This window comes from Holdemania filiformis DSM 12042 (assembly GCF_000157995.1).
GTDB lineage: Bacteria > Bacillota_I > Bacilli_A > Erysipelotrichales > Erysipelotrichaceae > Holdemania > Holdemania filiformis.
Genome location: NZ_GG657551.1, coordinates 138,666 through 151,641 on the forward strand (window position 1 = coordinate 138,666; position 12,976 = coordinate 151,641).

A 12,976-nucleotide genomic window follows, 5' to 3' on the forward strand; every position below is an offset into this window, starting at 1 on the left:
TTTTATTTAGTTTTGAATTGAAAGCGCTTGCGTTCTGAGATGATGATGTTATAATAAAAACATGAAAGCGCTTTTATAAAGGTGTACCTTTATAAACGGCAGACAATTTCAGCTATTCAAGGGAGGGGATAGCTGTTTTTGTTTTCCGTGCCAAACGTTTGTCAAGGAGGAATTAAACGTGAATTATGGCTATGCGCGAGTATCTTCTCGAAGTCAGAATCTGGACCGCCAGATCGAAGAATTAAAAGCTTTTGGATTATTGGAGTCCCAGCTTTATGTAGATCAGCAGAGCGGGAAGGATTTCGACCGTCAGGCTTATCGCCAGCTGAAAGAAATTTTGCGGGCACAGGATTTATTAGTGATTAAAAGCATCGACCGGTTGGGCCGTAATTACCAGGCCATTCTGGAAGAATGGGCAGATTTAACAAAACGGCTGGAAGTTCAAATCGTCGTGCTGGATATGCCGCTTTTGGACACCCGCAGCCGTCCGGATAACCTTGTCGGCTGCTTCATCAGCGATCTGGTGCTCCAGATTCTGAGCTTTGTCGCGGAAAATGAGCGGATCAACATTAAAACCCGCCAGGCGGAAGGGATTCGGATCGCTAAGGAAAAGGGCAAGCATTTAGGCCGGCCCCGCTACATCCCACCGGAAAATTTCAGCCTCGTGGCCACCCGCTATCTGCGGCATGAATGTACGCTGCAGCAGGCTTTAGACCAGCTGCAAATCAAAAAAAGTACGTTTTATAAATACATCCGCAATCTCGATGCAGTATAATTAAATTAAGTAATGGATTGAACAGCGGACACCGTTGTGAATCATAGAAAGAGGATTGTTATGAAAACCAGAGAAAAAGGGAAAATCCCGGCACGGACTTCCTTGCTGGGCTTCGGCTGCATGCGTTTCCCCATTAACGAAGATGGGAAAATCAACCGTCCGGAAACGATGAAAATGCTCGATTACGCTTACGAGCACGGCGTAAACTATATTGATACCGCCTATCCGTATCACAACTATGAAAGCGAGGAAGTCGTCGGCCAGTGGGTCGCCACCAAGCCCCGCGACAGCTTCTACCTGGTCACCAAATCTCCGACCTGGATGTGCAAGGATATCGCCGATTTCGACCGGATCCTGGAGGAACAGCTGACCAAGCTGCAGACCTCTTACGTCGACTTTTACTTGCTGCACGCCTTAAGCCGCGAGCGGTGGGAGCATATCAAGGAAATGAACCTGCTTCCGCATCTGAAATCGGTGCTGGACAGCGGCAAGGTCCGCCGGATCGGTTTTTCGTTCCATGACGATTACGAGGTCTTTGAAGAAATCCTCAACGCTTACGACTGGGACTTCTGCCAGATTCAATTCAATTATATGGACACCGAAATTCAGGCCGGGATCCGCGGCTATGAGCTGGCAAAATCCCGGAATATTCCGATGACGATCATGGAGCCGGTCAAGGGCGGCATGTTAGCGAACGTTCCGGATGAGATCCAGGCGGAATTCCGGCGCGTTCATCCGGATTGGAGCGACGCTTCCTGGGCGCTGCGCTGGGTCGGCGGCCACGATAACGTCCAGACCGTGCTTTCCGGCATGAGCACGATGGAGCAGGTCGTCGACAACGTCAAAACATTCAGCGAAATTGAGCCGCTGAACGCGGAAGAACAAGCGACCATTGAACAGGCCCGCCAGCTGTTCCAGGCCCGGATTCAGGTGCCGTGCACCGGCTGCCGCTATTGCATGCCGTGTCCGTTCGGTCTGGATATTCCGAAAAACTTCCGGCTGTTAAACACCGCTCACGTCTACAATGTCCAGGCCGCCCAGAAGGAAGGCTACGACGCGATGGACGTCACCGCGAAAGCATCCCATTGCCAGAAATGCGGCGCCTGCAAAACGAAATGTCCGCAGCATATCGACATCCCGGCGGAAATGGAAAAAGTCGTCCGGGAATTTGAAAAATAAGCTCAGCGTTAGGGCGGAGACGTTCCGGATTCTATCCCGGATCAAGTCCGCCTTTTTCTTTTACCCGGAGTGCGTTATAATGAAAAAGGAAAAACAAGAAAGAGGAAAATACCATGAGTCTTTTAGGGATCTCTCTCTACCCGCATCTGCAGTCAGAAGCGGTGATGAAACAACAATTAAACCTGGCGGTCACGCTCGGTTACAGCCAGGTCTATACGACGATCCAATCTCCGCAGGCCTGGGACGGTCCCACGCAGCTAAAACCGCCGTTTCAATGGCTGATCAGCGAATGCCGGAAGCTGGGGCTGACGCTACACGTCGATATCAACCGCCGGATCATGGATCAGGTCCGCGCTGAACCTCACGATTTATCGCCGTTTATCCATCTGGGCATCCGGATCATCCGGCTGGATTTCGGCTTCGAGGAAGATCACGAGCTGGTCGCACAGATGACTTGCAACGAAGACGGCGTTTTGATCGAAGACAATGCTTCGATGCAGGCGGAGCCGATCAACCGGATCAAGGCGATCCAGCGCCATGGCAATCTTGAAAATTACATCGCTGTGCATAACTTCTTCCCGCATCCGGATACCGGCATGTCGTTTACCGATACGTTTAAAAACGCGAAGCTGTTTAAAGCCTGCGGGATCCGCACCGGCGTGTTCATCAATTCGCTGGATGCCGACAATCTGTTGTTTCCGTATGGCCATGGACTTTGCACTGTGGAAAACCACCGTTACAAGCCGGCTTATTTAAGCGCAGGGGAACTGACGGCGACGGGGATGTTCGATTACATCTTCTTTGGCGACGGCAATCCTTCCCGTACCGAAATGGAACAGGTTCAGGAAATTGTTCATCAGCATTGCGTTTCCGTTCCGGTCTACTTTAATTCCCGGTTGGACGACGCGCTGCGTCAGAAGCTTTTGAACGCCGTGCTGAAATCCCGCAGCGATCAGCCGGAATTCATTTTACGCGCGACACAGACCCGCGGATTAGGCCCGGTGGCAGCTCAGCCGGGACTGGACCGCGATAAGCTTTGCATTACGCTCGACAATGAATTATCCGGTAAATATGAAGGGGAATTACAGATCGCTTTGAAAAGCATGCCGGGGGTAGAATATGCCACGGTCATCGGTCAGGTTGATATGTTGGCTGAAAATCTGATTTCCCTGATCCGCTATGGCAAGGTTGCCTTCCGTTTGGTGGAAGCTGAAAAGATTCAGAATGCCACGGTAGGCCAGGAACAGACGCAGCCGGAATGATTTCCCGGGGAATGATGCTTTGTGACTCAGCAGCACAACCGCCGTCCTTCCAGATAAAATCGTTTTCCTCATTGGGAAAGCCTCAAATCTAAATAAAATAAAAAGCAGCGCTGATCATCTTGAGCTGCTTTTTTACGTGTCTTGCGAGGCTTGCGTTCTTGCTTGATCCCCGCCGCCATCTAAAAACCGCAGTCAGACAAAGGCTGCTTATCCCTTCTCCAACTGCGGTTTATCTCTTTTCATTACAGGCAATAGCGCAGCCGCAGCCGTTCCTTCCATTTCAACGACTTCCGGTTTGCGAATATTTGTTCGATCTCATCGATCAAGACTCGTTGTTCATAAGGCTGCAGCGGCAGTTCCGCATAGATCTGCTTCTCAATCAGCGCCTGTACCCGCAGCATATCGGCCGGGGCGATGCCCGGGAGTTTCTGATTTACAGCTTGGGCTGTAGCTTCTGCTTTCCAGCCTGGCTGATAATCTACCGCCAGCGCTTTCATCAGCCTGATCATCAGCGCTTGCAGCACTTTATCCCGCGCGGACTCCGTTTTCCAGCGCTGCCGCCAGGATCTCATCCGCAGCTGCCGCCGGATTTCAAGGGCAGCCAGTGCGATTAGGCCAAGATCAGCCAGAGCCAGAAACGCTTCCAGAATTCCGTGAATTGATACTGCCGCCGACACTTCCGGTTCCGCCGTCACCGGCGGCGGGTTGTCCTGCAGCTCGCCCAGATCGTCTGAATCCTCCAAGGCGGCCGTGGTCTTAATCTCCTGCGGTTGTTCCGCCAGCTGCAGCAGTGCAAACGTATCGTAATAACAACCGGGGGTCACGTCGACAGGAATCCAGCCCAAACCATCCAGATAGACTTCGCACCAGGCATGGCTGTCCTGTTCCGTCAGCTCAGCGGTTCCATCCGGGCCGATCTGTTCCTTTGTCAGCCGGTATCCTTCCGCGTAGCGGGCGGGAATCCCCATGACGCGGAAAGCCATGACCGCCGCGGAGGCATACTGCACCGCGTTGCCCGTGCGGCTCTCGCTTAAAAACCAACGAATCGGATCCGCAGAAGACGGCGCTTAAGGCGGCGTCGAAGTATAGTAAACGTGTTTTTCCAGAACATCCCGGATCCGCGTCACAGCCTCATAAATTCCCGGAGAGGTCATCGGTTCTTTTAGAAACAGTTTTCGAATCAGTAATTCTGTTTCCGGATCCACATCCAGATAGCACTGATCAACAAAGCTGCGGTATACCGCTTCGGCCTGAGCATAGCGGATCTGCGTTTCGGTTTGCGGCGCTTTGATCCATTCCGGGGCATGAAGCAGCTCGCCCGGCTGATCGCTTGACCATTCTTCAAATTCAACATGTTGAACACCGCGCAGAGCGCTGGCGCGATAACCGGCATCCAGCCAACGCCGGACCGGACCGGCAATGCTCTCAGCTTCCGCAGAATAAGGCAGATAGGGATATTTGCGGTTTGCGCCATGATTTTCCACGCGCATCCGGTTTGCTTCAAGCGCCGGTTCCGGACTCAGCATCAGCGCGGCGGCAGCTTGTGCGGCTACAGGGAAATTCTCAGCTTCCAGCCACGCCAGCATGCCTTCCTGCTTTCCCGCATAAGCGGCCTTCTGCAAAGGCAGCCAGCGGCCCGCTTCATACCGGCTTCCGGTATAACCGCGCAGATAAAAGGTTTTCAGCTGCTGCGTCGTGACGGTCAGCGCCGGCGCGTCCCCGGTTAATAACTGCGCGGCTTCCCAAAGATTACCCTGGGGCAGGGAGTCCCTGCCATACCGCAGCGTATCCAAACGGCCTGCCAGCGTCTTGCGCAGCTGCGTCATTTCCGACAGCTCCGGATCGCTCCCGCTCAGCGGCAGAAGCAGAAGACCGATCATTCCCAGCCACAGCCAGCGTTTTCCCTTTGAGGCCGCGCCCACCCAGTCAAGCCAGAGCGCCGCCAGTCCGGCAAGCAGAAGGATCAACGCCCACGCAGACATCCAGCGCACCCGCAGTCCGGGCAATACGAAAATCAAAATTCCCAGGCCGATCCACCCTGGACGCTTGCGCCCGGTCCAGATCAGAATCGCAAGGCCTGTCAGAACTCCCGTAAAAAAGACGGAATAGGATAAGCGGGTCAACGTTGGATTCGCCAGCAGGCGGCGGGCGTCTTCCTCCGCAAGATTCCAAGCCTGAATCAATCCGTTTGCGCAGGCCAGCGCCCCAGAGAACAACCATGGCAGCAGACACAGCATCAATCCCAGCCAGATCAGCGGCAAACTTTTGCGTAGCCGCGGCCGGTTGATTTTCAATAATCCTGCCTGAAGCAGAAGCAGCGCTGCGCCGCCCAGCCAGGGACCGGCAAGTTCGCTGCCAGGTCTTGCACAAAGCGCGGACAGCTGCGCGGCAAATCCGGCAAGCAGAAGAAAACCCGCGATGATTTCCATCGCTGAACAGGTTTGTTGTTCATTTTTCTTCTGACGCCGATTTTTCGTCATGCTTTTTCTCCTAAATCAACAGCTGCACCGCAGTATTGTCCAACGCGGACAGCGGCAGCTCAATCTGTTGACAGCGGCCTTTTTCCGCCATGTGAATCGTCTGTTGATCCGCTTTAACTGTGATCGCCGTCACGTCAAGCTGCGGATCCAGCAGGTTCAGCATCGGCGGGAAATCCCCGGCGGTCACATAAATCATTTTATTATATTGCTTCTGATCCCAGCGGCCCGCAAACAACCGCAGACCGTTGCCCGGATTGGCAGGCAGCCGCAAACGGATCCAGAAGGCCGCCAGCTGCGGTTCCTCCGCTGCTGACCGCACGGCCTGTTCCGCCAGCTGGGTCTCTGCCGCGAACACTGCCTGATGGCCGATGCCTTGTTCGATCAGTTTCTGACTGAGTGCTAACGCCAGCTCCACCGCCGCGGAAAGCACCGCTGCCGGCTGGTTATTCAATCCGGCGTCCAGCATTAAAATTGTATCGTAATGGCTCGTATCGCTGGCTTCCTTGACCACCATTTTATCGAGCTTGCTTGAAAGCTTCCAGTGGATCTGACGGATATCGTCCTGCGGCTGATAATCACGCAGATCGAAAACCTCGCTGGGATCATTGCCTTTGCGGTTTTCATAGGCTGTGTCGCCTTCCTGAATCCCGTGCGGCATCTTTCTGATCTTTAACTCGACCGGGACCGGCCGCGGAAATGCGGTTAAGCGCTGCTCGGGCAGCGATGGCAAAGACCGGACGCAAAGACCGAACAGATCGCTGACTTCCAGCCGCTGGCAGCGGATCGTATATTCCCCGCAACATTCCGGTATCAGCTCTATCGCCAAGTCCGTTTCCCGGTTCAGCGCAAAAACTGCCGTTTGTTCCCCTCTTTGTCCGGTCAGATGATTGTCAACCTCCAGCCGGATATGCAAATGCCCGGCCGCCAACGTCAGCGCAGGGTTCAGAGTCAGCCGATAGGCTGCCGGCGTGCCTCTGGGCACACTGCTGGCCAAACTGACTTCCGCGCGCATCCGCCGGACGTCCAAAAACAGGAGAATTTCCAAAATCAGCGGCAGGCACAGTCCGGCAAGCAAAACCCAAAACGTGAGTTTACTGCTGAAAAAGCAGGTGGCAAGCAGACAGGAAATTAAGAAAACAAAATAGCCCTGCCGGCATTTTTTCATGTTCCCAGGCCTCCGGATTTCTGCGGCGGCGCAATTTCATCCAGCACGGCTTCGAGCAGAGTCTGCGGCACAATCCCTTCAACCCGGGCCTGCGGCCGTAAAATCAAACGATGAGCGCAAACATCGTTGAACACCGCACGGACATCCTGCGGCAGCACATAATTTCGTTCCTTTAAAACGGCGTGGGCTTTCGTCATCTGCGTCAGCGCTAAAACACCGCGCGGACTGACACCCAGCTCGACTGCCGGAAGTTCGCGCGTCCGTTCGCACAAACGAATCAAATAGTGCAGCACATCGTCATGAATCCGGACAGAGGTAAGAAAATTCTGTACCTCACGGATATTCTCACGCGACGCGATTTCTGTGATTTCATCCAATGGATTCACATAGCGCCGGGCTTTTAAAATCCGCACCTGATCTTCAGTGGTCGGATAACCGATCGACAGCCGGACCATAAATCGGTCCATCTGGGATTCCGGCAGCGGCTGCGTCCCCGTTGTTCCCAACGGATTCTGCGTCGCGATGCAGATAAACGGATCCGGCAAACGATGCGTCAGCCCATCGACGGTGACGCGGTGCTCTTCCATGGCTTCCAACAGCGCGGACTGAGTCTTGGGAGAAGTCCGGTTGATTTCATCCGCAAGCAGCAAATTGCACGCCGCGGCGCCTTCGCGGTATTCAAATTGATTAGTCAGGCGGTTCAACATGCTGAAACCCGTGATATCGGAGGGCAGCGTATCCGGCGTAAACTGAACCCGCTGATAATCCAGTCCCAGCGCTTTGGAAAAAGCCAGAGCCAGCGTGGTTTTCCCCACGCCCGGGCAGTCTTCCAGCAGGATATGCCCGCCGGCATAGATCGTCATCAGCACCTTGCGGATAATTTCATCCTTGCCGGTAAAGGCTTTGGATACCTCGCGGATAATTTGTTCTGATTGTTCAATAATCATGACTGTCCCTCCTGTGTCTGCGGCAGTTCGCCGGATGACGGCTGCGCTGTTTCAGCCGGCGGCGTGTCTGCCGGAGCAGCTGGTTCTTCCTCCTCTGGAGCTGAAGCTGGTGTGGTTGTTGGCGGCGGGGAAGCCGGATCTGTTGGCGAAGGCGTGATTTCCGGTTTCTGCATGTCTTCAGCTTCATTCGAGGAAGCTTCCAACGGAACCGGTACGGTCAGGGCTGAAGCCGGACTGACGGATTGACCGCCGAACAGCTGCCACGCCCGTTGTTCCCCTTCGGCCTGTTGTTCTGCCGTCATTTCATCCAAACTGCCGTAACCCATCAGCTGCGTTCTCCATTGATCGACATAGACTTGCGTTAAGGCAGGATCTGCGAGGATCACACGAAAATCATCCGGCAGCGAATCGCCGAAATAAAACGGCATCGCATAACTCGGTACGACCAGCATCGGCGGCTGCGGACTATGGAAAACAACTTCTTTCAGCTGACGGCATTCAAAGAAAACCTCCGTGCCCAGCGCCGTCAGGCTGGCCGGCAGTTCAATGGTTTTCAATGCGGTATTGGCAAAAGCGGCTTCGCTGATCATGTCCATTACGCTGTTCTGAGCAAACTCAACGGAAGCCAGTGAGGTACAGCCGGCAAAGGCGGAGGACTCGATCTGGGTCAAAGCCGACCCCGGAAACCAGACGGCTTCTAAATTCCGGCAATCAGCGAAAGCCTGAATTCCGATATATTCCAAACTCTCCGGCAGCGTTAACGTTCCGGAAATTCCTGAATTTTCAAACGCGTTATCCATGATCCAAACCAGATCCCCCATATTGGTCAGCGTAAACGGTTCAATGCAATTTTTAAACGCAGCTTCATCGATCCCCTGCGTATGCGGAAGCAGTTCGATTTCTCCCGTCACATTCCATGTCGCCTGCAGCGCCGCCAGCAAATCAGGATCCTGAGCCGATCCGCGGCCATATAACAAAGCCGCATCCGTTATCCGCTCCAGTGAATAGCGCTGGTTTACAAAGCTGAAACTCCATGGATATTCATATTGGGAATAGGTATCCGCCGGCGCGAACCCTGCGGTTGACGGCTGGTATCCGTCAGAGAATTCCGCATTTTTGGCATTGAACGCCGCAAAATGCAGCTTTGGCGCGCCCTCCAGCGCCTGATCCTGCACGATTATCTTTTGGGTATTCAGGCTGACCAGGCCTTCCAGCTGAGGACATTCGGCAAAGGCATGCCGGCCGAGAGTATGCACGCTTTCCGGAATTTCCACCACCATCAGAGCGGGATTTCCCAAGAAGGCCCGGCTGCCGATCACGGTCACCGCCTGCGGCCAGTCGCCAGCCTGTAAAAAGGCCGGACAATTCGTCATGCTTAATAAAATCTGTTCCTGATCCACCGTCAGAATTTCATAGTCTGGTTCACTTTTCAGCGTCAGTTCTGCCGCAGTCTGCAGCAGCTCCGGCTGTTCCTGAAGCAAAGAAGCCCAGCGGCTGCGGTAACTATCCGCCTGCGCGGCGCTGACCCAGACCTGAACGGCCGTCGCATCCGCAAAGGTGTCCGGCTGAATCTCCGGTGCCTGACCCAGGCTCACGATCTGCGGAATGTTCGCAGGAATGCTGCCGGAATCCAATTGTTTCACACTGACAGGCAAAAGCAGTAAATCCACATGTTCCAGATTTTCCAAAGCGCCCGGAAGGATTTCAACAACGTTTTCAGGAATCCGGACGATCCCCTCCGCGCTTTCCAGCATCCCCAGCAGCTGCGTCCCGTCTTCTGAAAGCAGCGCTTCGCCTTCGATCCGGTAGCGGATAGCCAGTCCATCTTCGCGGACCAGCTGGTTATCGGCAAGTTTGCGCCCCCAACGGGAAAGATAATGCCACTCAGCGCCGGAAGGCACAACGATCTGCGCCTGGTGAAGCTGGCTAAGATCCATCTCCGGCGGCTGATCGGAAGTCAAAACGAGCCGCTGAACCTGATTGCCTGCGGACAGATTTACTTTTTCCACCTGTTCCCCAACCCTGACTTCCTTTATCGAAAGCGGAATCTGAAGCAGCTCCGTTTTTTCTTTATTATAGAGGTAGCCTGCCTCTGAACTTAACGCCGGATTCTCAGGATCAACCGACCAGCTCAAAGCCGGCGTCAGCTTCTGATCACTGACCTTATACACCGACTTAGGCAGGAAAACCGTATCGGGTGAAGCGGAAAGATCGACCCACTGAACGCCCTCCGGAACAACCAGCGACGGCGATGGCAACACCCATCCGGTCAGCGTCTGTACGGACTCCAGGTATGCGAACGAATCCTCATCTGGATCTCGTTTCCAATAGACTTCCAGATTTTTATCCAGTTTGACCAGCGGGAGCGGAAGCAGGACCTGCCGTCCCGGCTGATCCGGAACATATTGCGGATCCACCGCGTTTTTTCCATCGCGCGACCAGCCTAAAAACAAGCTGTCCAGCGGGCCTTCCTGTTCCATCATGGAATGATAATAGTAAATCAGATTGATCTGCGCCCCCGGACTGTACGAAGTCAGATAGTCGCCGGTCTGCAGTTCTGGACAAAAATTTTATAAGGCTGAATCGTGTAGTCAACCGTGATTGTCTGCCACGGACTTTGCGAATTTCTCCGGATCCGAAATTCAACGGAAAAGTCCTCCAAAGCAACCGGCGGATATTCGCCGATCTCAAAGTTTTCGCCGTAACCTTCAATCCGGTAGATTTCGCCGCCTTCCCGGATGTAGAAATTGGCAGCGCATAACAGCTTCCAGTCGTTTAACACAGCGCCGTAATAAATCAAACTGAGATCGCCTTCATAGACGCTGATTTCCAGTTTCTGATCACTTCCTGCCGGCAGCCCCGCCTCAGGAAACGGCAGGGTGCCCCAGAATTCGAAGATGTCCGGCGGCAGTTCAGGAACCGGATCCGGATCCACAATCGGATCGAGGTCTGGTTTTTCACTCGGCTCCGTCCCGTTCGGATGATCGCCGTCCGGCCGCACAATCACATTGCCGCTGTCCGGATCGATGATGATCTGCGCGCCCTGGCCTTCCCCGCCGATTACCAGCTGATGCGCGTCATCCGTGCCGGTTTCCTGCAGCCTGTCCTCAATTCCGGGATTTTGTTTCGGTTTCTGACGATCCTCAGCCGCGGGGTCTTGCTTTAAAAGATCATTTTCATTTTCACCGCCCGCCTGCGTGTCCAGCGGATCCTGATCGGAAAAGAGTATCGGATTCTCCTGAAATTGATCGTTCAGCGTCATCCGGGACGGATCAAATAAATTGCCGGACTGATAAAGCTTCCACAACGTCATCCCCGCCGCAATCAGCGCGAGGATTCCAACGGCACCCAGGCTCATGCGTAAAATCGCCTGCTTCTTGTCTTTCATAGAGAATCCCTCATTTTCAACGCTTCCGCCAGTGTTTTCTGCATTTCCTCAAAGTTGATCGGTTTAGAAAAATGACCGTTCATTCCCGCTTCCATTGAAGCCCGCTGATCCTCGACGAAAGCGTCGGCGGAAAGCGCGTAAATCAGAATCTGACGGGCATCCTCCCGGGGCAGAGCCCGGATTTTGCGGGCGGCGGTCCGGCCGTCCATCACCGGCATCTGGATATCCATTAATATTGCGTCGTAGGTCTGCGGAGCCTGTCCGTCAAACATCGCGACCGCCTGAGCGCCGTCATGGGCGATATCCAATGTCGCGCCGGCCATTTCAAGCATACTCTCGGCAATTTCCGCGTTGATTTCATTATCCTCAGCCATCAGGAAGTGCCGTCCCTGCAGCGAAGCGGATTCCGCGGACGTTGAAGAGGCTGCCGCGTGTTTCGGTTTCACCGTTTGATCCGCGGCCACCGGCAGATTCAGCAGCACTGTAAAATCTGTCCCCTGACCTGGCGCCGTGTCCACGACAATCTCGCCGCCCATCAGCTGCACGAGCTGATCCGTGATGGCCATGCCCAGACCCGTTCCTCCATATTTTTTCGTTACTTCCGTGCTTTCCTGTTCAAATGGATGAAACATCCGGCTGATAAATTCCGGTTCCATGCCAATTCCTGTATCATGAACCCGGATCAAAAGATCCAGCCGTCCGTGGTTGCGCTGCATCTGACGAAACGTCACGCGGATCTCGCCCTGTTCCGTAAATTTCATGGCGTTGGAGATAAAATTAATCACGACCTGGGAAATCCGCAGCTCGTCGCCGATTAAATTATGGACGTCAAAATCAAGCTGCTCCACGATAAACCGCACGCCCTTGCTTTCTATGTTTTTCTGGAACAGACTGCGCATTTTCTCCGCTAAGTCGCCAATATCAAAGACTTTTTCTTCCAACTCGATCCGTCCGGCTTCAATTCTGGACATATCAAGAATATCGTTGATCAGCGAAAGCATGTACTGAACCAATTCCTCAGCCTTGTGCAAATAAACGATCGCCGGCGCGTTTTCGTCAAGCGCATGATGCGCCAGCGTCAGCATCCCGACGATTCCATTCATCGGCGTCCGGATTTCATGGCTCATCTTGGACAGGAATGTGGTTTTAGACTGACTGGCTTTTTGCGCTTCTTCCAGCTGTGCCTCCAACGCCCGCAGACGCTGCTCATTTTCCGTCCAGTCTTCGAACAGAAATAAATCGGACTTCTGATCGGTACTGCGTTCTACCGTTAACCGCAGCCAACGGCCGGTAGCCGCTGCCCTGAATTCCTGACAAAGCCGTGTTTTCCCATCCCACTCCTTATACCGTTTATAAAATGCCCGGCTTTCCGCGGGATCGGCCAGCTCCATCAACTTCCGGATATCTCCCTGCAGCTGGGAAAACGACAGGCCGGTCAGCGTACTGAAACTACGGGACATCGCCAGCGGCATGGCATCGCTTAACCGCAGTGTCAAAAGTGCGGCCTTTGTCTTCTTTAAAAGAAGCTCATCACCCTGGATTTGGGCTGACGACTCCCTTTTGTTTTTCTTCTGAACGGCTTTCAAACGCTGCCAGAAGGAGAATAGAAAAAGCGCGGCCAGCAATTCCGCGAGAAAAAACAACCCCAGCACCAAGACCGGACCGAGCTTCGTCAACAACGTCCCCATCGTAGTCTTACCCTCTTTCGGCAAGCAAAAATGTTATCGCTTTCATTTTAGCATTATTCCTTACAAAAGTATAGAAGCAGGACAGAATCCTC

Annotated in this window: 10 protein-coding genes; 3 read left to right on the forward strand and 7 right to left on the reverse strand. The window is 53.8% G+C overall.

Annotated features, from left to right (window positions below; genetic code table 11):
• The first annotated feature begins 178 nt into the window (after window positions 1-178).
• The 3 genes from HOLDEFILI_RS00645 (at window position 179) to HOLDEFILI_RS00655 (ending at window position 3,216) form a co-directional block, all read left to right on the forward strand.
• Entirely contained in the window at window positions 179-775 is a 597-nt protein-coding gene (locus HOLDEFILI_RS00645; RefSeq protein WP_006057369.1) for a recombinase family protein, read from the forward strand.
• 60 nt (window positions 776-835) lie between these two features.
• Window positions 836-1,954, forward strand: coding sequence for an aldo/keto reductase (locus tag HOLDEFILI_RS00650; protein WP_006057370.1), 1,119 nt, complete (start codon window positions 836-838; stop codon window positions 1,952-1,954).
• A 113-nt stretch (window positions 1,955-2,067) separates the two neighbouring features.
• Window positions 2,068-3,216, forward strand: coding sequence for a MupG family TIM beta-alpha barrel fold protein (locus tag HOLDEFILI_RS00655; RefSeq protein ID WP_006057371.1), 1,149 nt, complete (start codon window positions 2,068-2,070; stop codon window positions 3,214-3,216).
• A gap of 242 nt (window positions 3,217-3,458) precedes the next feature.
• Here the strand turns inward: HOLDEFILI_RS00655 and HOLDEFILI_RS18130 are convergent, their stop codons facing one another.
• Genes HOLDEFILI_RS18130 through HOLDEFILI_RS00690 form a run of 7 tightly spaced genes read right to left on the reverse strand, consistent with a single transcriptional unit; the run spans window position 3,459 to window position 12,884 of the window.
• A complete protein-coding gene (locus tag HOLDEFILI_RS18130; protein WP_083787540.1) occupies window positions 3,459-4,262 on the reverse strand; it encodes a transglutaminase-like domain-containing protein in 804 nt (267 codons plus the stop codon).
• A 21-nt stretch (window positions 4,263-4,283) separates the two neighbouring features.
• On the reverse strand, window positions 4,284-5,696 hold the full coding sequence (locus HOLDEFILI_RS00665) for a hypothetical protein (RefSeq protein ID WP_006057373.1): 1,413 nt from the start codon (window positions 5,694-5,696) through the stop codon (window positions 4,284-4,286).
• A 10-nt stretch (window positions 5,697-5,706) separates the two neighbouring features.
• Window positions 5,707-6,861 (reverse strand): DUF58 domain-containing protein, encoded by a 1,155-nt coding sequence (locus HOLDEFILI_RS00670; RefSeq protein WP_006057374.1) that lies wholly within the window; start codon window positions 6,859-6,861, stop codon window positions 5,707-5,709.
• On the reverse strand, window positions 6,858-7,808 hold the full coding sequence (locus HOLDEFILI_RS00675) for an AAA family ATPase (protein WP_006057375.1): 951 nt from the start codon (window positions 7,806-7,808) through the stop codon (window positions 6,858-6,860). The genes HOLDEFILI_RS00670 and HOLDEFILI_RS00675 overlap by 4 nt, the downstream gene beginning before the upstream one ends.
• Window positions 7,805-10,288 carry a leucine-rich repeat domain-containing protein gene (locus HOLDEFILI_RS00680; protein ID WP_167317111.1) on the reverse strand — a complete coding sequence of 828 codons (2,484 nt, stop codon included), beginning with the start codon at window positions 10,286-10,288 and terminating at the stop codon, window positions 7,805-7,807. The genes HOLDEFILI_RS00675 and HOLDEFILI_RS00680 overlap by 4 nt, the downstream gene beginning before the upstream one ends.
• Window positions 10,289-10,341: 53 nt before the next feature.
• Window positions 10,342-11,196, reverse strand: coding sequence for a hypothetical protein (locus tag HOLDEFILI_RS00685; RefSeq protein WP_006057377.1), 855 nt, complete (start codon window positions 11,194-11,196; stop codon window positions 10,342-10,344).
• Window positions 11,193-12,884 carry an ATP-binding protein gene (locus HOLDEFILI_RS00690; RefSeq protein WP_006057378.1) on the reverse strand — a complete coding sequence of 564 codons (1,692 nt, stop codon included), beginning with the start codon at window positions 12,882-12,884 and terminating at the stop codon, window positions 11,193-11,195. Before HOLDEFILI_RS00690 ends, HOLDEFILI_RS00685 begins: the two co-directional genes overlap by 4 nt.
• Window positions 12,885-12,976: the final 92 nt, after the last annotated feature.